Raw genomic sequence first — 21,181 nt, 5'->3', positions numbered from 1 at the left:
GGACCGCCGGGCGGCCGGATACCCTGGAAGGCGAATCTGTATCAGCCCCCGAGTCACGAGGACCCGCGACCGACGTGTTCGACACCCTTTCCGACCGCCTCGCAGCGACGTTCAAGAACCTCCGGGGCAAGGGCCGCCTCTCCGAGGCGGACATCGACGCCACCGCCCGCGAAATCCGCATCGCCCTGCTGGAGGCGGACGTCGCCCTCCCGGCGGTGCGCGCCTTCATCTCCCGCATCAAGGAGCGCGCGGCCGGTGCGGAGGTCTCCGCCGCGCTGAACCCGGCCCAGCAGGTCATCAAGATCGTCAACGAGGAGCTGATCAGCATCCTCGGCGGCGAGACCCGCCGCCTGCGCTACGCGAAGACCGGCCCGACGGTCATCATGCTCGCCGGTCTCCAGGGCGCCGGTAAGACCACCCTGGCCGGAAAGCTCGCCAAGTGGCTCAAGGACCAGAAGCACACCCCGCTGCTGGTCGCCTGTGACCTCCAGCGCCCGAACGCGGTCACCCAGCTCGGCGTCATGGCCGAGCGCGCCGGTGTCGCGATCTTCGCCCCGGAGCCGGGCAACGGCGTGGGCGACCCGGTCAAGGTCGCCAGGGACTCGATCGACTACGCCAAGAACAAGCAGTACGACGTCGTCATCGTCGACACCGCCGGTCGTCTCGGCATCGACGCCGAGATGATGCAGCAGGCCGCGGACATCCGTGCAGCCATCAACCCGGACGAGGTCCTCTTCGTCGTCGACGCGATGATCGGCCAGGACGCGGTCACCACCGCGCAGGCCTTCCTCGACGGCGTCGACTTCACCGGTGTCGTGCTGTCCAAGCTCGACGGCGACGCCCGCGGTGGTGCGGCCCTGTCGGTGGCGCACGTCACCGGCCGCCAGATCATGTTCGCCTCCAACGGCGAGAAGCTCGAGGACTTCGACGCGTTCCACCCGGACCGGATGGCCTCGCGCATCCTGGGCATGGGCGACGTCCTCTCCCTGATCGAGCAGGCCGAGAAGACCTTCTCCCAGGAGGAGGCCGCCAAGGTCCACGCCAAGCTCGCCAGCAAGGGCGGCAAGGAGTTCGGCCTCGGCGACTTCCTGGCCCAGCTGGAGCAGGTCTCCAAGATGGGCTCGATCACCAAGCTGCTCGGCATGCTCCCCGGCATGGCGCAGATGCGGGACCAGATCAACAACATCGACGACAAGGACGTCGCCCGCGTCGGCGCGATCATCAAGTCGATGACGCAGGCGGAGCGCGACGACCCGAAGCTGATCAACGGCTCGCGCCGGGCTCGTATCGCCAAGGGTTCCGGCGTCCACGTCTCCGAGGTCTCCAGCCTGGTCGAGCGCTTCTTCGAGGCGCGCAAGATGATGTCGGCGATGGCCGGCGGCAAGGGCATCCCCGGGATGCCGGGCATGCCGGGGATGGGCGGCGGCGCGTCGCGCAAGCCCAAGCAGCAGAAGGCGGCCAAGGGCCGCCGTCAGAGCGGCAACCCGCTCAAGCGCCAGCAGGAGGCTCAGCAGGCGGCGCAGAAGAAGACCGACGGCACCCCCCAGACGGGCGGCGCGTTCGGCCTCGGCCCGGGCCAGGGCCCGTCGGACTTCGAGCTCCCCAAGGAGTTCAAGGACCTGCTGTAGTCGCGTGCGGCCGTCGAGGGGCGCGGGGAACAGTTCCCCGCGCCCCTCGCATGACTATGGTGGCTGCATGCGTGTAGAGATCCGTTTCCCTCAACTCTCCGACGCCGCCGCGTACTACGAGGCCGTCACCCGCTCGGCCGAGCACGTCGGGCGGTGGAACCCCGTCGAGCCGGACGCCCTGCCGGACATGGTGCGGCGTCAGGGGGACGCTCTGCGGACCTTCCTGATCCTCGACAAGGAGGACGGCGGGCTCGTCGGAACCTGCAACGTGTCGAACATGGTGCGGGGCCGCTTCCAGAACGCCTCCCTGGGCTACAACTCCTACCTGCCCTACAACGGCACCGGTCGGATGACCGAAGGCATGCGGCTCGTCGTCGACGCGTGCTTCCGGCCGCAGACGGCGGGCGGGCTGGGGCTGCACCGGCTGGAGATCAACGTGCAGCCGGAGAACGGGCCGTCGATCGCGATGGCCAAGCGGCTGGGCTTCCGGCTGGAGGGTTTCTCGCCGCGCATGCTGTTCCTGCAGAACGCCTGGCGGGACCACGAGCGGTACGCGCTGACCGTGGAGGAGTGGCCCGGCGCGGGCGCTGGCGACGCGTCCTGATTGTCCGTATTGTCACAAAGGTGACCAGTCCTGTGCCGCCTCGCGAGGATCCGGACAAGCTCTGGCGTTCGGAGGGCGCGCCGCCCCCGCCCCAGCCGCCGAAGAAGACCTCGCGGGGCAACTGGTTCAGCATGATCCTCACGGCGCTGGTCGTCTTCCTCCTGGTCGACCTGCTGCTCAACCTCTTCGGTCGCGGAAGCCAGCTGGGCGTCCCGTACACCGAGTTCACCAAGCAGCTGAACGCAGGCCAGGTCTCCGAGATCTACGCCAAGGGCGACTCGATCGAGGGCAAGCTGAAGAGCGCCCAACCGGACCCGGACAACGACAAGAAGACGTACCAGGACTTCACCACCACCCGCCCCACCTTCGCGAACGACAACCTGTGGGGCGAACTGACGGCGCAGAACGTCAAGGTCGACGCCGAGCCGGTGGTCAAGGAACGCAGCTTCCTCGCCAACCTGCTGATCTCGCTGGCGCCTATGCTGCTGCTGATCCTGGTCTGGATCGTCATCGCCCGCCGGATGAGCGCGCGCGGCGGGATGGGCGGGCTGGCCCGCAAGGAGCCGCCGAAGCCGATCGAGCTCGCGCCCGGCGCCGAGCGCACCACCTTCGCCGACGTGGCCGGCATCGACGAGGTCAAGGGCGAGCTCGCCGAGGTCGTCGACTTCCTGCGCCGCCCGCAGGAGTACCGCAGGCTCGGCGCGAAGATGCCGCGCGGCGTGCTGCTCGCGGGCCCTCCCGGCACCGGCAAGACGCTACTGGCCCGCGCGGTCGCGGGGGAGGCGAACGTGCCGTTCTTCTCGGCCTCGGCCTCCGAGTTCATCGAGATGATCGTCGGGGTGGGCGCGTCCCGGGTGCGCGAGCTGTTCGCGGAGGCCCGCAAGATCGCCCCCGCGATCATCTTCATCGACGAGATCGACACCATCGGCCGGGCCCGGGGCGGCGGCAACTCCATGGGCGGCCACGACGAGCGCGAGCAGACGCTCAACCAGATCCTCACCGAGATGGACGGCTTCTCCGGCGCCGAGGGCGTGGTCGTCCTGGCCGCCACCAACCGCTCCGACGTGCTGGACCCGGCGCTGCTGCGGCCCGGACGCTTCGACCGCACGGTCATGGTCAGCCCGCCCGACCGCACCGGCCGCGAGGCGATCCTGAAGATCCACACCCGGGACAAGCCGCTCGCCGCCGACGTCGACCTGGAGCAGGTCGCCAAGACCACCCCGGGCATGACCGGCGCGGAGCTGGCCAACCTCGCCAACGAGGCCGCGCTGCTCGCGGTCAAGCGCAAGGACGACGAGGTCTCGGCGCGCGACTTCTCCGAGGCGCTGGAGAAGGTCCAGCTGGGCGCCGTCCGGGCGCTGGTCATGCCGGATGCCGACCGGCTGCGCACGGCGTACCACGAGTCGGGCCACGCGCTTCTCGGCATGCTTCAGCCCGGGGCGGACCCGGTCCGCAAGATCACCATCGTGCCGCGTGGGCGGGCGCTCGGCGTCACGCTCTCGACGCCCGAGGCGGACCGGTACTCCTACACCGAGGAGTACCTGCGCGGCCGCATCATCGGCGCGCTGGGCGGCATGGCCGCGGAGCAGGTCGTCTACGGCGTCGTCACGACCGGCGCGGAGAGCGATCTGGAGCAGGTCACCAACATCGCCCGCGGCATGGCGGGCCGCTGGGGCATGAGCGAACGCGTCGGCCGGCTGACGGCGATCCCGAACGACACCCAGGGCGCGTACGGCCTCGCGGCCGCCCCGAGCACCCTCGACGCCGTGGACGAGGAGGCCCGGCGGATCGTCTCGGAGTGCTACGACGAGGCCTGCCGCAAGCTGCTGGCCCACCGCGCGCGGCTGGACGCGCTCGCGAACGCGCTGATGGAGCACGAGACCCTGGACGAGGACGAGGCCTACCGCATCGCGGGAGTCCGGCGGGGCGGCGACGCCGACTAGCCCCCGGGGGAGGGGGCCTACCGGACCCGCTCCGCCAGCGCGTAGCGGAAGACGTTCTCCATCCGCACGGACCCGTCCTCCCGGGTCCACGGGTAGAGGGCCTCGCGCAGCTCCTTCTCGACCTGGCGTTCGCCCGCGAACTCCGTCGCCGAGTCGAAGACACCCGTCGAGAGCAGCCCGCGCAGCGCGCTGTCGAGGTCGGGGTAGGCGTAGGGGCAGCGGACGCGGCCGCCGCCGGCCGGGCGCAGCCCCGCGTCGGCGATCACGGAGTCCAGCGCGCCCGGCGCGGCCAGCGCGAACGCGTCGTAGCCGCCGTGGCGGCGGGCGACGTCCAGGACGGAGGCGCTCTCGCAGCGCTCCTCGGGACCCCAGACCGCCAGGGCGACGTGACCGCCGCGCGCGGTGAGCCGGGCGGCGTCGTGGACCAGGGCCCGCGGATCGGCCGCGCAGGAGAGGTGCTCGAACGCGGTGACCAGGGTGTGCGCCCCCGGCCGCCCGGAGGACAGCTCGCCGTACACGTCCGTGAGGACCCGCAGTGAACGGTCCTGCGCGATCTCCCGCAGCTCCGCCTCCGGCTCGAGCCCCACGACGTCCGCGCCGCGCCCCGCGGCCAGCAGCAGCGCGAGCCCGCTGCGGCAGCCGAGGCCCAGGACGGAGGTGGCCGGGCCGACGTCCAGACGGGAGTAGACCGCCTCGTACAGCGGCACGAGCATCCGCTCCTGGATCTCCGCCCAGTCCCGCGCCCGCTGCCGGGCCGTGGTCCGAGTCGTATGCGCAGAGACCATATGACGGCTCCTCATCTCGGGCTCACCCCGTGCGGCCGGGCGTCTGCCTCCAATCAAGCGCGGGAACCGCCCGCCGTCCAGAGCCCGAACGGCCCCCCTTGCCGCCTCGCGGGGGAGGGAACAGATTGGAGCCCGACCCTTTCCGGGCCGTACCATTCGCCCCATGGCAAAGGCTCCCATTCTCACCCCCCAGGCGGAGGACTTCCCGCGCTGGTACCAGGATCTGATCAACAAGGCCGAGCTGGCCGACAACGGTCCGGTGCGCGGCACCATGGTCATCCGACCGTACGGCTACGGCCTGTGGGAGCGGATGCAGCAGGAGATGGACGCGCGGATCAAGAAGGCGGGCGCACAGAACGCCTACTTCCCGATGTTCATCCCGCAGTCCTACCTGACGCGGGAGGCCGAGCACGTCGAGGGCTTCGCGCCGGAGCTGGCCGTGGTCACCCACGGCGGCGGCAAGGAGCTCGAGGAGCCCGTCGTCGTCCGGCCCACCTCCGAGACGATCATCAACGAGTACTTCTCGAAGTGGGTCCAGAGCCACCGCGACCTGCCGCTGCTGATCAACCAGTGGGCCAACGTGGTCCGCTGGGAGCTGCGCCCGCGCGTCTTCCTGCGCACCACCGAGTTCCTCTGGCAGGAGGGCCACACGGCCCACGCCACCTACGAGGACGCGCACGCCTACGCCTCGATGATCCACACCGACGTCTACGGCGACTTCATGACCAACGTCCTCGGCATCGACGTGGTGCTGGGCCGCAAGACCGCCAAGGAGCGCTTCGCGGGCGCCATCAACACCCTCACCCTCGAGGGCATGATGGGCGACGGCAAGGCGCTGCAGATGGGCACCAGCCACGAGCTCGGCCAGAACTTCGCGAAGGCGTTCAACACCACGTACCTCAAGGGCGAGGGCGAGCGCGAGCACGTCTGGCAGACCTCCTGGGGTGTCTCCACCCGCATGGTCGGCGGTCTGATCATGTCGCACGGCGACGACAACGGCCTGCGCGTGCCGCCGCGGCTCGCCGCGGTCCAGGCCGTCGTGCTGGCGATCAAGGGCGACGAGGCCGTGCTGGCCAAGGTCCGCGAGATCGGTGCGCAGCTGGAGGCCGCCGGCGTCCGCGTGGTCGTCGACGACAGGACCGACACGCCGTTCGGCCGCCGCGCGGTGGACTGGGAGCTCAAGGGCGTCCCGGTGCGCATCGAGGTCGGCCCGCGCGACCTGGAGAACGGCACCGCGATGGTGGTGCGCCGCATCGCCGGCGGCAAGGAGCCGGTCGACGCGGGCACGCTGCCCACGCTGGTTCCGCGGATCCTGGAGGAGGACCAGGCGCTGCTGCTGCGCCAGTCCCGCGAGCGTCGCGAGGCCCGCACCGTCGAGGTCGCCACCATCGACGAGGCCGTCGAGGCCGCCGCGACCGGCTGGGGCCGGATCTCCTGGGCCGAGCTCGGGCCCGAAGGCGAGGCCAAGCTGGCCGAGCAGGGCGTCTCGGTGCGCTGCATCGTCGCCGAGGACGGCTCGGTCCCGGCCGAGGACGACCAGCCGGGCAACGTCGCGATCGTGGCCCGCGCGTACTGAGACAGGTCGTCTCCGCGGACTCGTTCCGACGGGGCGGACGGAGCTCCATCGAACGTCGTAGCCGGGCCGGTCCGGCGCTCTCCTTCGAGAGTGCCCGGACCGGCCCGGTTCGTCTGGTCAACTTGCTTTCCCAGAACGGAAGATGGCCAATCCCTGAGCATTCGGCCGCAGGTTGCCGCCGGATGTGGTCCAGGTCACGGAAAAATAAAGCCTTCAACAATTCCCGATTCTGCGGAACATCCCGGGAACCTTCCTCGTTTGCGTTGCGTGAGCACGACACAACCTCTTGTTCTCGCCGCTGAGCTGGCCGTCGCCTGGGGCGACATCCAGCGCTTCCACTCCGACCTGCCGAATCTTGCGGCTCCGGAGTCGCTGATCGGGGAGTCCTCCTCGGCCTGCGGCACCGAGCTCGGTTTCGAGCGGCTGTTGCACGAGGCCGCACACGGCCTCGCCGCCGCGCGCGGCATCCGGGACACCTCCCGGGCCGGGCGCTACCACAACCGGCGCTTCCTGGCCCTTGCCGACGAACTCGGCCTGGACCACAACGCCGACCCTCATCCCAGCTCCGGTTTCTCCCTCGTCGCCATGCGGCCGGAGACCCGCGAGCGCTATGCGGAAACGATTGACCGCCTGCAGCGCGCGCTCGGCGACCATGCCGCCGCGACCAGCGGCGTGGTGGACCGGTCGCGCACCTTCCGCGGCCCCGCGACGCGGCACGGCTCCTCCGGGGGCGGTGTCCGTGTCAAGGCGGTCTGCGGCTGCGGGCGCAACGTCCGGGTGGTCCCCTCCGTCCTGTCGCAGGCGCCGATCGTCTGCGGCAACTGCGGGGAGACCTTCCAGATCGCCGAGCCGCGCGCCCGGCGCTGACGCCTGACCGGCGGGTGGGTTGCACCGTCCGGCGTCGCGGGACACGGGCCGCGAACGCAGGGGGTGCGGGACGCAGGAGCGCGACGTGCGCTCATGCGGTGGAGTCGGCTGAGCCGACAGGCGGCGAAGCCGCATGCCCGAAAAGGGCCACGCCCGCAACGGGCCCCGCGCCCCTGGACGGTGTCCTCGGCATGACGTCCTTTCACGACGTCCTTTGCACGGTGCGGCGGTCCGTCGCGGCCTCGCGCCGCCCGAACGCCCCGCCGGGTCCGCTCCGGCCCGGCCCGGGGTTCACCCCCGGCCCGCCCGGCCGTGGTAAGGCGTCCTGCGCCGATATGGCAGAATGGACAGCTGAGTACTCGGCAGCCGAGCAGGACCCCTCTCTCCTCCGGCTGACGTGTCCGTCGAGCAGCCAGCAGCCGCAACCCCACGTGGAATGCGCGGCTGCTCAACCACGTCAAAACCAGGAGAAACCACTCCCGTGGCAGTCAAGATCAAGCTGAAGCGTCTCGGCAAGATTCGCTCCCCGCACTACCGCATCGTCGTCGCCGACTCGCGCACCAAGCGTGACGGTCGTGCGATCGAGGAGATCGGCATCTACCAGCCGACCTACGACCCCTCGATCATCGAGGTCGACAGCGACCGGGCGCAGTACTGGCTGGGTGTCGGCGCGCAGCCGACCGAGGCCGTGCTCGCCATCCTGAAGCTCACCGGCGACTGGCAGAAGTTCAAGGGCCTCGAGGCCCCGGCGCCGCTGAAGGTCCGCGAGCCGAAGGTCACCGACTTCTCGCACCTCTTCGCCAAGGCCGTCGCCGGCTTCGAGGACTCGACCACCGGTGTCGCCATCACCCCGAAGGCGAAGAAGACGGAGAAGAAGGACGAGGCCGCCGCCGAGTCCGACGCTTCCGCCGAGGCCTGAGCATGCTGGAGGAAGCCCTCGAGCACCTGGTGAAGGGCATCGTCGAGAACCCGGACGAGGTCCAGGTCCGCTCGCGTGAGCTCCGCCGGGGCCGGGTCCTGGAGGTGCGGGTGCACCCGGAGGACCTGGGCAAGGTCATCGGCCGCGGTGGGCGCACGGCACGTGCGCTGCGCACCGTGGTCACCGCCCTCGGCGGTCGCAGTGTCCGCGTCGACCTGGTCGACGTGGACAGCGCCCGCTGACGGGCTGCTGAGAGGCACCTCTACGGACCGGCTGGGATCCTTGATCCCAGCCGGTCCTTCTCGTTTGTGGTGATCGTTTGTGAAGTCTGAAGGAGACGCGGAACAGTGCAGCTGATCGTCGGCCGGATCGGCCGCGCCCACGGGATCAAGGGCGACGTCACCGTGGAGGTGCGCACCGACGAGCCCGAGCTGCGGCTCGGGCCCGGCGCCGTGCTGATGACCGACCCGGCTTCGGCCGGTCCGCTGACCGTCGCCACCGGCAAGGTGCACAGCGGTCGGCTGCTGCTGCGGTTCGAGGGCGTCCACGACCGCAACGGCGCCGAGGCCCTGCGCGGCACGCTGCTGATCGCCGAGATCGACCCGGAGGACAGCCCGGAGGACCCGGACGAGTACTACGACCACCAGCTGGTCGGCCTCGACGTGGTGCTGACCGACGGCACCGTCGTCGGCGAGCTGACCGAGGTGCTGCACCTGCCGTACCAGGACCTGCTGACCGTGGTCCGCCCGGACGGCACGGAGGTGCTGGTGCCGTTCGTCAGCGAGATCGTCCCCGAGATCGACCTGGAGGCGCAGCGCGCCGTGATCACCCCGCCGCCGGGCCTGATCGACGCCGCCGAGGCCGTCGTCGCCTCCTCCCGCGACGAATCCGCCGACGGAACGGCCGCCGAGGGCAAGGCCGCCGACGGCAGGGTCGCGGATGACGAGGTCGCGGACGACGAGGCCGACGCCTGATGCGCATCGACGTCGTCACGATCTTCCCCGAGTACCTGGCCCCGCTCGACCTCTCCCTCGTCGGCAAGGCCCGCGCCCGCGGCCAGCTGGACGTCCGCCTGCACGAGCTGCGCGGATTCACCCGCGACATCCACCGCACCGTGGACGACACGCCCTACGGCGGCGGTCCCGGCATGGTGATGAAGCCCGAGCCGTGGTCCGAGGCGCTCGACGCGGTCGTCGCCTCCGGTCCGGGCGCGGGCGCGGTGCCCACGCTCGTCGTTCCGACGCCCAGTGGGCGGCCGTTCACCCAGGAGCTGGCCCAGCAGCTGGCCGCCGAGCCCTGGCTGGCCTTCGCGCCCGCCCGGTACGAGGGCATCGACCGCCGCGTCATCGAGGACGCCGCCGACCGGATGCCGGTCGTCGAGGTGTCCATCGGCGACTACGTGCTGGCCGGCGGCGAGGTCGCGGTGCTGGTCATCGTCGAGGCCGTGGCCCGGCTGCTGCCCGGCGTGCTCGGCAACGCCGAGTCGCACCAGGACGACTCCTTCGCGCCGGGGCGGATGGCGGACCTGCTGGAGGGCCCCGTCTACACCAAGCCCGCCGAGTGGCGCGGCCGCGAGGTGCCCGAGGTGCTGCTCAGCGGCCACCACGGGAAGATCGCCCGCTGGCGCCGCGAGCAGGCGTTCGCCCGCACCCTCGCCCACCGGCCCGACCTGGTCGCCCGCTGGCGGCGCGAGGACATGGACAAGCACGACCTCAAGGCGCTGGCCGGTCTGGGCGTCTGGTGGGACGAGCCGAGCGGCCGATTTCTCCAGAGCTCGGACGACATGGCAGAATGACCCCTTGCTGCCTGTCTCCGGCCGCAGCGGCCTCCGCGCCGCGCACAGGACCGCCGCCTCTGCCTCAGGGGGGACGACGGGAACCGGGTGACACACAGCACCTCATCGCAGACCTATTCCGCGGGCGGCCTGTGGCGCCTGTGATGGAGAGATCATGGCCAACCTGATCAGCGAGATCGACAACGCGTCGGTCCGTTCTGACATCCCGACGTTCCGCGCCGGTGACACCGTGAACGTCCACGTTCGCGTCATCGAGGGCAACCGCTCCCGTATCCAGCAGTTCAAGGGTGTTGTCATCCGTCGCCAGGGTGCGGGCGTCCGCGAGACCTTCACGGTCCGCAAGGTCTCCTTCAACGTCGGCGTCGAGCGCACCTTCCCGGTGCACACCCCGATCGTCGAGAAGATCGAGGTCGTCTCCCGCGGCTCCGTCCGTCGCGCCAAGCTGTACTACCTGCGCGAGCTGCGCGGCAAGGCTGCGAAGATCAAGGAGAAGCGCGAGAACTGAGTTCCCGCGCCCGCTGACCTCCCTGGCGGCACAGCCTGATGGCTTAGGCTGCTCCCGCAATGGAAACCCAGCAGCTTCCCGAGGACCGCGACAGCGCTCCGTCCCCCGTCGACGACGAGGGGACCGATGCGCCGTCGCGGTCCTTCGGCATTCCGCGCGTCTCCAGGAGGACCAAGGAGTTCGTCGCGCTGGTGGGCGTCTGCGCCCTGGTCATCGTCCTGGTGAACCGTTTCGTCGCCCAGCCGTTCACGATCCCCTCCGGCTCCATGGAGAACGCGCTGTCGGTCGGCGACCGGGTGCTGGTCGACAAGCTCTCCTACGACTTCGGCGGAACGCCGCACCGCGGCGACGTCGTCGTCTTCGACGGCCGCGGCTCCTTCGTCGACACCGGAGGCCAGGCGGGGAGTCCCGCCGACGGCGACGGTTCCGGGGACGACTTCGTCAAACGCGTCATCGGGGTGGGCGGCGACACGGTCAAGTGCTGCGACGCCCACGGCCGGATCACCGTCGACGGCGTCGAACTCGACGAGAGCTCCTACCTCTACCCCGGCGCCGCCCCGTCCGCCTTCCCCTTCGCGGTCCAGGTCCCGGCCGGCGAACTGTTCGTGCTGGGCGACAACCGCGCGGTCTCCGCCGACTCGCGCGCCCACCTGGGCGACCCGGGCGGCGGCTTCGTGCCGGTCAGCCGGGTCGTCGGGCGCGCGGAGTGGGTGATCGCGCCCCTGGGTCACTGGCGTTCGCTCGACCGTCCGCAGGTGTTCGCCGCGCTGGACCGCCGAATCGCGAGCGCGGGAGGCGGGGCCCGTGGGCACCAGGGGTAGGCCGCGCACCGGGACCGGGCACTCGGCGCACGGGGGTTCGGGCCACCGGGGTTCGGGTTACGGGGGTTCGGGTTACGGGGGTTCCGAGCACGACGAGGAGGCGCTCTCCGCCGACGGCTCCCGGGCCGGGCGCGGCCGCGCGGAGCGGCGCCGCACCGCCCAGCGCGCCAAGCGGCGCCGTCGGCGCTCGCTGGTCCGCGAGGTGCCGCTGGTCATCGCCGTCGCCCTGGTGATCACGCTGCTGCTGCAGACCTTCCTGGTCCAGGTCTTCTCGATCCCCTCCGGGTCGATGCAGAACACCATCGCGATCGGTGACCGGGTGGCTGTCGACAAGCTCTCCCCGTGGTTCGGCTGGACCCCGCAGCGTGGCGACGTGGTCGTCTTCAACGACCCGAGCGACTGGCTGAAGAACGACCCCGTGCCCACCTCCGGGCCGGTGGTCGGCGCGCTCAAGAGCACCTTCACCTTCCTCGGCCTGCTGCCCTCGGACCGCGACCTGATCAAGCGCGTCATCGGCGTGCCCGGCGACACGGTGGTCTGCTGCGGCTCCGACGGGAAGATCGTGGTGAACGGCCACGAGATCGACGAGCCGTACCTCTACCCCGGCAACCCGCCCTCACGGATCACGTTCAAGGTGCTGGTGCCGCCGGGGGAGTTGTGGGTGATGGGTGACCATCGCGACATCTCCGCCGATTCCCGGTACCACATGAACGAGCCCGGTGGCGGCTTCGTGCCGGAGAAAGACGTGGTCGGACGGGCTGTCGCGATCGTCTGGCCGCTCTCGCGCTGGCGGACCCTGCCGGGCGGCCAGCAAAGTGTTCGTCAAGTTTCCTCGGCCGGGCCGCTCTCCCCGGTTCCTACGGAACTCCCGATCGTTATGGGTGTGGTCGCGGCTGCGCCCGGGGTGAGGCGCGCGAGTCGCGGCCGCCGCGCGTGAGGCGCGGTGAGGTGTCGCGAGACGTTGTGAGTGGCGCGGTGGTAACGCGGGTGGGCCTGGTGGTAGTGGTTGCGTGGACGGACGCCGTCCACGGTTCAGCTGAGGAGGCGACGTGGGGGACTTGGTGATCGGTGCCCGTGATGGTGTCGGCGAGCCCGAGGACTCCAGCCGCCGTACCGTAGGGTCCGTGGACGACAAGGCACGCGGGGAAGCCGCCGAGGAGAAGAGCGAGGCTGCGAAGAATATGGGTGACCAGGCGGGGAGTTCGACGCCGAACCTCTCCGAGGACGAAGACTTCCTCGACAGCGCCGGACGCGGCGCGGGCGGCGGGGGCGCGTCCGACGACCCCGACGAGGCCGGCGGCCGGGGCGGTCGCGCCGGCTCGGACAAGAAGTCCAAGAAGCAGCGCTCCTTCTGGAAGGAGCTGCCGATCCTCATCGTCGTCGCGCTCGCGCTGGCGCTGTTGATCAAGACCTTCCTGGTGCAGGCCTTCTCGATCCCCTCCGGCTCGATGGAGAACACCCTCCAGGTCGGCGACCGCGTGCTGGTGGACAAGCTGACGCCGAACTTCGGCTCCAAGCCCTCGCGCGGCGAGGTCGTGGTCTTCCACGACCCGAGCGACTGGCTCGCCGGGGAGCCGGGTGAGCAGCCGAGCAGCAACGCCGTCGTCCGCGGCTTCCAGGACGTGATGTCCTGGATCGGCCTGATGCCCTCGGTCAACGAGAAGGACCTGATCAAGCGTGTCATCGCGGTCGGCGGCGACACCATCAGCTGCTCGGGCACCGGGCCCGTCTACGTCAACGGCAAGGCGCTGAACGAGCCGTACCTCTACCCGGGCAGCACGCCGTGCGGCGACAAGAACATCCCCACCTTCAAGGTCCCGGCGAACTCGATCTACGTGATGGGTGACCACCGCCAGGACTCGCTCGACTCCCGGTACCACGCCGACGAGCCGGGCGGCGGATCGGTGCCGGACAGCAAGGTCATCGGCCGTGCGATCGTGGTGGCCTGGCCGATCTCCCACTGGAAGACCCTGCCGATCCCGGACACCTTCTCCCAGCCGGGCATCAACAACCAGGCCCTCGCCCTCGCGGCGGGCTCCCCCGGCGTGGTCGGTCTCGTCGCCGCCGTCCCGATCACCTGGCTGAACCGGCGCCGCAAGCTGCGCCAGAAGTAGGCACCCTCCAGCTCTTGCGGGGGCCGTGGTACTGCCGAGTAATCTGCTCGGACGCGCCACGGCCCCTTGTCGTGCGCGCCTCTTGTTCGCGGTGGCGGAGAGCGGAGCGGCACTAAATGGCGGGACGGAAGCCCACGGCGGGTGCGGTGATCCAGGCTCTGGGCATCGGGATCGGCCTGGTGGCCATGGTCGGCGGGTTCGCGCTGATCGCCTTCCAGTACCGCCCCTACGCGGTGCCGACCGGCTCGATGGAGCCCACGGTCATGGCGGGCCAGACGGTGCTGGCGGAGCGGGTCTCCGGCAACGACATAGGCCGCGGCGACATCGTCGTCTTCAAGGACGCCCAGTGGGGCGACACGGCCATGGTCAAGCGGGTGGTCGGCATCGGCGGCGACCATGTGAAGTGCTGCGACGCCCAGGGCCGGGTCACCGTCAACGGCATCCCGCTCGCGGAGAGCTACCTCGACGAGAACCCGACCGTCGGCCGGGCGGGCCCCGCCGACCAGCAGTTCTCCGCGGTCGTCCCGGCCGGCCGGCTCTGGCTGATGGGCGACAACCGCGCCATCTCCGAGGACTCCCGGGTCCACCTCGACCAGCTCGACGGCACCGTTCCCGCCTCCTCCGTGCTCGGCCGCGTCGAGGGCGTCGTCTTCCCGGTGGGGTCCGTCCACACCATCGACCGCACCAGCGTCTTCGACGCGCTGCCCGGCGGCCACGCCGCGACCGACCACGGACCGCTGGGTCTGGCGGCCTACGCGGCGGTCGGCGGCGGCGCGCTGGTGTTGATCACCGCGGGGGCGGGTACCGTCGCTGGCATAGTGAACCGTCGGCGCACGCGAGAGGCGTGACCTCGACGGCGAGGCACGATGCACGGAGGGCGGATGGGACCCAGGCGGCGCAGGGCGGCGCGCGTGCTGCTGCTCGATCCGCAGGACCGGATCCTGCTGCTGCACGGTTTCGACCCGCAGGAACCCGGCCGCCAGTGGTGGTTCACCCCGGGCGGCGGCGTCGAGGACGGCGAGGAGCTCGCCGACGCGGCGTACCGGGAGATCGCGGAGGAGACCGGCATCCGCGACGCCCGCCTGGGCGCGCTGCTGGCCACGAGGGCGACCGAGTTCGAGTTCGACGGCCGGATGTACGCCCAGGACGAGTGGTACTACCTGGCCCGGACGGACACCGTCGAGACCGACGCCTCGGGCCAGACCGAGCTTGAGCAGCGCAGCACGGACGAGCTGCGCTGGTGGACCCTGGACGAGCTGACGACCACGCGCGAGACGATCTATCCGAACGCGCTGGCGAAGCTCCTCGGCCAGGTCCTGCGGGAAGGCCCGCCGGCCCGCCCGGTCAGGCTCTCCGGGCCGCGCCTGTGGTCCACAATGGTTGGACGTACGCACAGCTGAGGGGAACGTAGGGATGAGTGCCGAGGATCTCGAGAAGTACGAGACCGAGATGGAGCTCAAGCTCTACCGGGAGTACCGGGACGTCGTCGGTCTGTTCAAGTACGTCATCGAGACCGAGCGCCGCTTCTACCTGACCAACGACTACGAGCTCAAGGTCCACTCGCTCCAGGGCGAGGTGTTCTTCGAGGTCACGATGGCGGACGCGTGGGTCTGGGACATGTACCGCCCGGCGCGCTTCGTGCGGCAGGTCAGGGTGCTCACCTTCAAGGACGTGAACGTGGAGGAGCTCGCCAAGAGCGATCTCGAGCTCCCGCAGGACGACGCGGGCTTCGGAGGCGGGGGCCACTGACGCCGTAGCCGCGCCGTCGCGTCGCCGTCCCTCCTGCGGGTGGCCGGGTTTTCCACACCCCGGGGTTGTCCACAGGCCGGCGGAGGCCGTTGGAATCGCGCTCCACGCGGCGGAAGGCTGCTGCGTGGAGGTGATCCCCGATGACCGCACGCACCCAGGCGCTCGGCGCCTACGGAGAGCGCGCCGCCGTTCGCCACCTGGAGGATTCCGGGCTGCGGATCCTGGCCAGGAACTGGCGCTGTCGCGCGGGCGAGCTCGACATCGTCGCGCTCGACCCGCTCCCCGACGGCGCCGTCCTCGCCGTCTGCGAGGTGAAGACCCGCACCGAGGGCGGCCCGCAGAGCCCCTCGGAGGCCATCGACGAGACCAAGGCGAGCCGGCTCGCCTCCCTCGCCGAACGCTGGCTCACCGAGGAGTGGTCCGGGAGCCCGCCCCCGGGCGGGCTGCGGATCGACCTGCTCAGCGTCGTGCACGGCCGCCGCGGTCCGGCCAGGGTGACGCACCTGCGCGGGGCGGTGGCCTGAGGTGGCCTTCGCCCGCACCGGCTCTGTCGCGCTCCTCGGCGTGGACGGCGTCGTGGTCGAGGTGCAGGCCGACATCGAGCCGGGGCTCGCGGCGTTCACCATCGTGGGGCTGCCGGACAAGGCGATCAGCGAGTCCCGGGACCGCGTGCGCGCCGCCGTCGTCAACAGCGGCGAGAAGTGGCCGCTGCGCAAGCTCACCGTGGGCCTCTCGCCCGCCTCCGTGCCGAAGTCCGGCTCCGGCTTCGACCTGGCCATCGCCTGCGCCGTGCTCGCGGCGTGCGAGCGGCTGAAGCCGGAGTCGATCGAACGGCTGCTGCTCGTCGGCGAGCTCGGCCTCGACGGCCGGGCGCGACCGGTCCGCGGGGTCCTCCCGGCCGTGCTGGCCGCCGCGGACGCGGGCTACGCCAAGGTCGCCGTCGCCCAGGCCACCGCCGCCGAGGCCGCACTCGTGCCGGGAGTCGAGGTGCTGCCGGTCCGCTCGCTGCGCCAGCTGATCGCGCTGCTGTGCGGCGAGCCGGAGCCGGAGGAGCCGCCGGACCAGCTTTTCGGGGCCGGGCCCGATCCCGCCCTCGCCGGCCTCTCGCTGCCGGGGCTGGGCGTCCACCGCGCGGAGGCGGCGGGGGGCTGGCGCAAGGACCTCGCCGACGTCGCGGGCCAGTGCGAGGCCCGCCACGCGCTGGAGCTGGCGGCGGCGGGCGGCCACCACCTCTTCCTGAAAGGCCCACCGGGAGCCGGCAAGACGATGCTGGCCGAGCGCCTGCCGGGGATCCTGCCGCCGCTCGACCGGAAGGAGGCGCTGGAGGTCACCGCCATCCACTCGATCGCCGGCCTGCTCCCGCCGGGCCGACCGCTGGTCCAGCGCCCGCCGTACTGCGCGCCGCACCACAGCACGACCATGCCCGCCATCGTCGGCGGCGGCAGCGGCCTGCCCCGTCCCGGGGCTGCCTCGCTCGCCCACCGGGGCGTGCTCTTCCTCGACGAGGCGCCGGAGTTCAGCGTCCGCGTGCTGGACGCGCTGCGGCAGCCGCTGGAGGCCGGCGAGGTGCTGGTCGCCCGCTCAGCGGGCTCACTGCGGCTGCCCGCCCGGTTCCTGCTGCTGCTCGCGGCCAATCCCTGCCCCTGCGGGCGCTGGTCGCGACGCGGCGACGCCTGCGAGTGCACGCCCACGATGGTGACGCGCTATCAGGCCCGCCTGAGCGGGCCGCTGCTGGACCGCGTCGACCTCCGCGTCGAGGTCGACGCGGTGAGCCGCACGGCGCTGCTGCGGCAGCGGGACGCGCCCGCCGAGTCCAGCGCGGCCGTCGCCGCGCGCGTCCTCGCCGCACGCGAACGCGCCGCGGCGAGGTACGCGGAGGCCCCGTGGCGGCTCAACGGCGAGGTGCCCGGCCACGAGCTGCGCACCCGCCACCCCCTCGGCCCCGAGGCGCTGCGGGACGCGGAACGCGAGATGGAACGCGGATTCCTCACCGCCCGCGGCCTCGACCGCGTCCTCCGCGTCGCCTGGACGGCCGCCGACCTCGCCGGCTCCGACCGCCCCCATCGCGAGCACGTCCGCACCGCCCTCGCCCTGCGCGGCACCGCCTTCCGCTCCGCGCAACCGCCTGATCCCACCTTCTGACGACCCCTCACGCCCTGACGCAACGCACCCACGGACCCACCCCACCGACCGGTCCCGTGCCGACGCCCCGTCCAGAAGCGCCGCGCCGGCACGGGACCACCCTTCCCCTGTGGCCCACCAGCCTGGGTTCGCGCGCGACGTGCCTCACGGGAGCCCGCCACCGGGCTCCGCTCGCGCCGCCCGCCGGCGGCATGCACGGCTCCCGAGTCCGGCCCCGCCTGCCCGCCTCGGGCGGGAGGGCGCAACCGGCTGGGCTGGCGTCGCAGCTGCGGCCTCCGGCTCATCGCCCGCCCTCGACGGAAGTTCGCCGCCGGGCGGCTGGGTGTCGCCTGCTGCAAGCAGCTCAATGGCGTTGGCCCGCCTACCCGCCAGCGGGCGGGGCTGGTGCCGCCGCAGCGTCCGGCTCGCCGCCCGCCCACTTTCCGCGGGATGCGCTGCCGGGTGGCTGGCGTCGCTTGCCGCAAGCGGCTCAGCCGTGTTGGCCCGCCTGCCTGCCACCGGGTGGGGCCGGTGCCGCCGCGGCGTTCGGCTTACCGGCCCCGCCCGCGCCTCGCGGAGTACACCGCCCGGGCGGCTCACCGTTTCGACTGCTCGTGCCCGCATTCATCCACCTCACCCTCCCTGGAGCCTTCATGGACGCAGAACCCGATACCTCCGGTCCGCCCGGTCCGCCCGGTCCGCCGGGACCGCCTGGTCCGGTGGTTGCCGACCCCTCGGCCGAGCGACAGCGCGCGGTGTGGGCCGCGCTGGGGCGGATCGTCGAGCCGGGCGACGAGCGGGTCGGGGAGTTGATCGACGAGCGGGGGCCCGAGGAGGCGCTCGCGCGCCTCACCCGCGCGCTGCCCGCGGGCGTCGCCGCCCCGGACGGGGCGCGCGAGATCGCGCACGGCGCGCTCATCGGGGCGCGGCTGATCTGCCGGGGCGAGGCCGACTGGCCGACCCAGCTGGACGACCTCGGTCCGGTGCGGCCCGTCGCCCTGTGGGTGAGCGGGCCGGCCTCGCTTCGCGTGCTGGCCGTGCGCTCGGTCGCCGTCGTCGGTGCGCGGGCCTGCACGGGCTACGGGCAGCGGCTCGCCGCCGACCTGTCCGCGGCCCTGACCGAACGCGGTTGGACGGTGTTCTCCGGCGCGGCCTACGGCATCGACGCCGCCGCGCACCGCGGTGCGCTCGTCGTCGGCGGACCGACGGTCGGCGTCCTCGCCTGCGGCGTGGACCAGGTCTACCCGCGGGCCAACGAGCAGTTGCTGCGCCGCATCGCCGAGCACGGCCTGCTGCTCAGTGAACTCCCGCTCGGAGCGCACCCGAACCGGCCGAGGTTCCTCCAGCGCAACCGCATCATCGCCGCGCTCACCCGGGGCACCGTCGTCGTCGAGGCGGCCCGCCGCAGCGGCTCGCTCAACACGGCCCGCTGGGCGGGCGATCTGTGCCGTCAGGTGATGGCCGTGCCCGGCCCGGCCACCAGTTCGCTCTCCGCCGGTACGCACGAGCTGATCCGACGCGGCGCGGTGCTGGTCGCCGACGCGGGTGAAGTCGTCGAACAGGTGGGCGAGATCGGAACGGATCTCGCGGCCACGCCGGAGGGGCGCGAACGACTCCGGGACGCGCTCGCTCCTGAGACTCTGCGCGTGCTCGAATCCCTGCCCGCGTCGGCGCGCGGCGGAAGCGTGGAATCCCTGGTCCAGCGCTGTCTGCTGGGCCCGGACGTGGTGCTGCGGCGGCTGTACGAACTTCTCTCCCTCGGTCTGGTCGAACGACTCGGGGCGCACTGGAGGCTGAATCCAGCGTGCAAGGGGTCTTCATAGCGCTCAGAAAGCACGCCGTCACGCTACGCTCACATCCGTTCCGTTGAATGGCCCAATGGATCGGTAGAACGGCTCAAGCGACACATGCCCAGGTACGCCAGCTCCCCTGCGGGGGAACCCCGCAGCATCCCCGGACCCCGCAGCGCGCGGGTGCGTACGGTGGACGAGCTCTGGCGCGCCTACAAGGTGTCGGGCGACCCGCGGCTGCGCGAGCAGCTGATCCTGCACTACTCGCCGTTGGTGAAGTACGTGGCCGGCCGCGTCAGCGTGGGCCTGCCGGCCAATGTGGAGCAGGCCGACTTCGTCTCGTCCGGCATCTTCGGGCTGATCGACGCCATCGAGAAGTTCGACCCCGAGCGGGCGATCAAGTTCGAGACGTACGCGATCAGCCGGATCCGCGGCGCGATCATCGACGAGCTGCGCGCGCTGGACTGGATCCCGCGGTCCATCCGCCAGAAGGCGCGCGCCGTGGAGCGCGCCTACGCCACCCTCGAGGTCAGCCTGCGCCGCACGCCTGGCGACTCGGAGGTCGCGGCGGAGATGGGCATCCAGATCGAGGAACTCCACGGCATCTTCAGCCAGCTCTCGCTGGCGAACGTCGTCGCCCTCGACGAGCTGCTGCACGCTCCGGGGGAGGGCGGGGAGGTCCGCGGCAGCCTGGTCGACACCCTGGTGGACACCACGGCGGACGACCCGGAGGAGGTCGCCGAGACCCGCGAGGTCCGGCGTCTGCTCGCCCGTGCCATCAACACCCTCCCCGACCGGGAGAAGACGGTGGTCAGCCTGTACTACTACGAGGGGTTCACCCTCGCCGAGATCGGCAACGTGCTCGGGGTGACGGAGAGCCGGGTCAGCCAGATCCACACCAAGGCGGTGCTGCAACTGCGGGCGAAGCTCTCCGACGCACGCTGAGCCGACGCACGCTGAGTCCCTCCGTGGGCCGCCGAGAGGCGCAGTACTCTGGGCTCCGTGCCGAGAATCCGAGCTGCCTCCGTCGCCGAGCACCGCAGGCTCCAACACGACGCGCTGCTCGCCGCCGCCCGCGAACTGCTCGCGGAGGGCGGGACGGAGGCGCTGACCTTCCCGAACCTCGCCGCCCGGACGGGCCTGGCGCGCTCCTCGGTCTACGAGTACTTCAAGTCCCGCGCCGCCGTCGTCGAGGCGCTGTGCGCCGTGGACCTGCCGGTCTGGGCCGCCGAGGTCGCGGACGCGGTGCGCACGGTGGAGGCGCCCGTCGCGCGGGTCGAGGCGTACGTCCGGGCGCAGCTGGCGCTCTTCGGGGACGCCCGCCATCGCGCTCTCGCCGCGCTCTCCGCGCTGGAGCTGGACGAGGGTGCGCGGGAGCGCATCCGCGCCGCGCACGGGCTGCTGGTGGGGCCGCTGGTCGACGCGCTCGCCGAGCTGGGGCACCCGCGTCCTGCGCTCGCCGCGCAGCTGCTCCAGGGGACCGTGGAGGCCGCCGCGAAGCGGCTGGCCTTCTGCGAGGCGGCCGACGAGATGCCGGAGGCGGTCGTCGACGCGGCGGTCGCCCTGGTGCTGGACGGGGTCAGCGGGAGCAGCCGCGCCTGACCGGGTGCGACCAGGGCCAGCGGATCGAGGTAGTGCCGGCCGCGCAGCAACCCCCAGTGCAGGCAGCTGACGGGGCAGTGGCCGCCGCGCGCCGCCAGCGTCCCGAGGACCGTCCCGGCCCCGACGGCCTGGCCGACGGTGACCTTCGCCTCCACGGGCTCGAAGGTGGTCCGCAACGGCGGGGCTCCCGTCCCGGTCAGCTCCACGGCGACCACCGGCTTCCCGGCGATCACGCCGACGTACGAGACGACCCCCGCCCGCACCGCGCGGACCGGCGCCCCGACCGCTGCCGTCAGGTCGACCCCCCGGTGCCCGGCCGCCCACCGCACCGGAGGCGGGGCGAACCGCCGCAGCCCGCGGCC

General features: G+C 72.0%; 22 protein-coding genes and 1 pseudogene. 21 read left to right on the top strand and 2 right to left on the bottom strand.

Annotated features, from left to right (window positions below; translation table 11 throughout):
* Positions 1–74 precede the first annotated feature (74 nt).
* The 3 genes from ffh to ftsH all read left to right on the top strand — a co-directional run bounded on the left by ffh (position 75) and on the right by ftsH (position 4,175).
* Positions 75–1,628 (top strand): signal recognition particle protein, encoded by a 1,554-nt coding sequence (ffh, locus tag TR50_RS32315; protein ID WP_042430545.1) that lies wholly within the window; start codon positions 75–77, stop codon positions 1,626–1,628.
* Between the two features lie 67 nt (positions 1,629–1,695).
* On the top strand, positions 1,696–2,232 hold the full coding sequence (locus TR50_RS32310; RefSeq protein WP_042430543.1) for a GNAT family N-acetyltransferase: 537 nt from the start codon (positions 1,696–1,698) through the stop codon (positions 2,230–2,232).
* Between the two features lie 20 nt (positions 2,233–2,252).
* Positions 2,253–4,175 carry an ATP-dependent zinc metalloprotease FtsH gene (gene ftsH, locus TR50_RS32305; protein ID WP_042430540.1) on the top strand — a complete coding sequence of 641 codons (1,923 nt, stop codon included), beginning with the start codon at positions 2,253–2,255 and terminating at the stop codon, positions 4,173–4,175.
* 17 nt (positions 4,176–4,192) lie between these two features.
* Here the strand turns inward: ftsH and TR50_RS32300 are convergent, their stop codons facing one another.
* The gene (locus TR50_RS32300) at positions 4,193–4,960 is read right to left on the bottom strand and encodes a class I SAM-dependent methyltransferase (protein ID WP_052441604.1); all 768 of its coding nucleotides are present in this window, start codon (positions 4,958–4,960) and stop codon (positions 4,193–4,195) included.
* 163 nt (positions 4,961–5,123) lie between these two features.
* Between TR50_RS32300 and proS the strand changes: the two genes are divergently transcribed.
* The 18 genes from proS to TR50_RS32210 all read left to right on the top strand — a co-directional run bounded on the left by proS (position 5,124) and on the right by TR50_RS32210 (position 20,819).
* Positions 5,124–6,536, top strand: a complete 1,413-nt coding sequence (gene proS / locus TR50_RS32295) for a proline--tRNA ligase (RefSeq protein WP_042430534.1) — start codon at positions 5,124–5,126, stop codon at positions 6,534–6,536.
* A gap of 267 nt (positions 6,537–6,803) precedes the next feature.
* Entirely contained in the window at positions 6,804–7,403 is a 600-nt protein-coding gene (locus TR50_RS32290) for a hypothetical protein (RefSeq protein ID WP_042430530.1), read from the top strand.
* A gap of 481 nt (positions 7,404–7,884) precedes the next feature.
* Positions 7,885–8,322: a 30S ribosomal protein S16 gene (rpsP, locus tag TR50_RS32285; RefSeq protein ID WP_042430527.1), complete on the top strand. Its 438-nt coding sequence runs from the start codon at positions 7,885–7,887 to the stop codon at positions 8,320–8,322.
* A gap of 2 nt (positions 8,323–8,324) precedes the next feature.
* On the top strand, positions 8,325–8,564 hold the full coding sequence (locus TR50_RS32280; RefSeq protein WP_042430524.1) for an RNA-binding protein: 240 nt from the start codon (positions 8,325–8,327) through the stop codon (positions 8,562–8,564).
* 105 nt (positions 8,565–8,669) lie between these two features.
* On the top strand, positions 8,670–9,296 hold the full coding sequence (gene rimM, locus TR50_RS32275; RefSeq protein ID WP_042430521.1) for a ribosome maturation factor RimM: 627 nt from the start codon (positions 8,670–8,672) through the stop codon (positions 9,294–9,296).
* The gene (gene trmD, locus TR50_RS32270) at positions 9,296–10,117 is read left to right on the top strand and encodes a tRNA (guanosine(37)-N1)-methyltransferase TrmD (RefSeq protein WP_042430518.1); all 822 of its coding nucleotides are present in this window, start codon (positions 9,296–9,298) and stop codon (positions 10,115–10,117) included. The genes rimM and trmD overlap by 1 nt, the downstream gene beginning before the upstream one ends.
* Positions 10,118–10,271: 154 nt before the next feature.
* Positions 10,272–10,622 (top strand): 50S ribosomal protein L19, encoded by a 351-nt coding sequence (gene rplS, locus TR50_RS32265; protein ID WP_042430515.1) that lies wholly within the window; start codon positions 10,272–10,274, stop codon positions 10,620–10,622.
* A 59-nt stretch (positions 10,623–10,681) separates the two neighbouring features.
* Complete coding sequence (gene lepB / locus TR50_RS32260) at positions 10,682–11,443, top strand: signal peptidase I (RefSeq protein WP_042430513.1); 762 nt, start codon at positions 10,682–10,684, stop codon at positions 11,441–11,443.
* Positions 11,427–12,380 carry a signal peptidase I gene (gene lepB, locus TR50_RS32255; protein ID WP_052441603.1) on the top strand — a complete coding sequence of 318 codons (954 nt, stop codon included), beginning with the start codon at positions 11,427–11,429 and terminating at the stop codon, positions 12,378–12,380. The genes lepB (TR50_RS32260) and lepB (TR50_RS32255) overlap by 17 nt, the downstream gene beginning before the upstream one ends.
* Positions 12,381–12,492: 112 nt before the next feature.
* Complete coding sequence (lepB, locus tag TR50_RS32250; protein WP_236654679.1) at positions 12,493–13,557, top strand: signal peptidase I; 1,065 nt, start codon at positions 12,493–12,495, stop codon at positions 13,555–13,557.
* 116 nt (positions 13,558–13,673) lie between these two features.
* Positions 13,674–14,405, top strand: coding sequence for a signal peptidase I (gene lepB / locus TR50_RS32245; RefSeq protein ID WP_042430508.1), 732 nt, complete (start codon positions 13,674–13,676; stop codon positions 14,403–14,405).
* 33 nt (positions 14,406–14,438) lie between these two features.
* Entirely contained in the window at positions 14,439–14,957 is a 519-nt protein-coding gene (locus TR50_RS32240) for an NUDIX hydrolase (RefSeq protein ID WP_042430505.1), read from the top strand.
* 13 nt (positions 14,958–14,970) lie between these two features.
* On the top strand, positions 14,971–15,306 hold the full coding sequence (locus tag TR50_RS32235) for a DUF2469 domain-containing protein (protein WP_042430502.1): 336 nt from the start codon (positions 14,971–14,973) through the stop codon (positions 15,304–15,306).
* A gap of 140 nt (positions 15,307–15,446) precedes the next feature.
* Positions 15,447–15,830 (top strand): YraN family protein, encoded by a 384-nt coding sequence (locus tag TR50_RS32230; RefSeq protein WP_042430499.1) that lies wholly within the window; start codon positions 15,447–15,449, stop codon positions 15,828–15,830.
* Position 15,831: 1 nt separating this feature from the next.
* On the top strand, positions 15,832–17,448 hold the full coding sequence (locus TR50_RS32225; protein WP_042430496.1) for a YifB family Mg chelatase-like AAA ATPase: 1,617 nt from the start codon (positions 15,832–15,834) through the stop codon (positions 17,446–17,448).
* 698 nt (positions 17,449–18,146) lie between these two features.
* A complete protein-coding gene (dprA, locus tag TR50_RS32220; RefSeq protein ID WP_042430492.1) occupies positions 18,147–19,250 on the top strand; it encodes a DNA-processing protein DprA in 1,104 nt (367 codons plus the stop codon).
* 84 nt (positions 19,251–19,334) lie between these two features.
* Positions 19,335–20,162: an RNA polymerase sigma factor WhiG gene (gene whiG, locus TR50_RS32215; protein WP_042430489.1), complete on the top strand. Its 828-nt coding sequence runs from the start codon at positions 19,335–19,337 to the stop codon at positions 20,160–20,162.
* Positions 20,163–20,219: 57 nt separating this feature from the next.
* Complete coding sequence (locus TR50_RS32210; RefSeq protein WP_084701323.1) at positions 20,220–20,819, top strand: TetR/AcrR family transcriptional regulator; 600 nt, start codon at positions 20,220–20,222, stop codon at positions 20,817–20,819.
* An 80-nt stretch (positions 20,820–20,899) separates the two neighbouring features.
* Here TR50_RS32210 and TR50_RS50210 read toward each other — a convergent pair.
* Positions 20,900–21,082, bottom strand: a pseudogene (locus TR50_RS50210) (M23 family peptidase); the annotation flags it as partial.
* Between the last annotated feature and the right edge of the window lie 99 nt (positions 21,083–21,181).

The sequence above is a fragment of the Streptacidiphilus anmyonensis genome, assembly GCF_000787855.1.
Taxonomy (GTDB): Bacteria; Actinomycetota; Actinomycetes; order Streptomycetales; family Streptomycetaceae; genus Streptacidiphilus; species Streptacidiphilus anmyonensis.
Note: the sequence above shows the minus strand (reverse complement) of the source record. Positions and strands in the feature narration are given on the sequence as shown.

Bases quoted from the DNA above. Each gene is read 5' to 3' on its own strand.
- TR50_RS32300 (WP_052441604.1), bottom strand. From the start codon at position 4,960: ATGGTCTCTGCGCATACGACTCGGACCACGGCCCGGCAGCGGGCGCGG.
- TR50_RS32310 (WP_042430543.1), top strand. From the start codon at position 1,696: ATGCGTGTAGAGATCCGTTTCCCTCAACTCTCCGACGCCGCCGCGTAC.
- TR50_RS32235 (WP_042430502.1), top strand. From the start codon at position 14,971: ATGAGTGCCGAGGATCTCGAGAAGTACGAGACCGAGATGGAGCTCAAG.
- lepB (WP_042430508.1), top strand. From the start codon at position 13,674: ATGGCGGGACGGAAGCCCACGGCGGGTGCGGTGATCCAGGCTCTGGGC.
- lepB (WP_042430513.1), top strand. From the start codon at position 10,682: ATGGAAACCCAGCAGCTTCCCGAGGACCGCGACAGCGCTCCGTCCCCC.
- TR50_RS32240 (WP_042430505.1), top strand. From the start codon at position 14,439: ATGGGACCCAGGCGGCGCAGGGCGGCGCGCGTGCTGCTGCTCGATCCG.
- proS (WP_042430534.1), top strand. From the start codon at position 5,124: ATGGCAAAGGCTCCCATTCTCACCCCCCAGGCGGAGGACTTCCCGCGC.
- TR50_RS32230 (WP_042430499.1), top strand. From the start codon at position 15,447: ATGACCGCACGCACCCAGGCGCTCGGCGCCTACGGAGAGCGCGCCGCC.
- trmD (WP_042430518.1), top strand. From the start codon at position 9,296: ATGCGCATCGACGTCGTCACGATCTTCCCCGAGTACCTGGCCCCGCTC.
- TR50_RS32280 (WP_042430524.1), top strand. From the start codon at position 8,325: ATGCTGGAGGAAGCCCTCGAGCACCTGGTGAAGGGCATCGTCGAGAAC.
- whiG (WP_042430489.1), top strand. From the start codon at position 19,335: ATGCCCAGGTACGCCAGCTCCCCTGCGGGGGAACCCCGCAGCATCCCC.
- rplS (WP_042430515.1), top strand. From the start codon at position 10,272: ATGGCCAACCTGATCAGCGAGATCGACAACGCGTCGGTCCGTTCTGAC.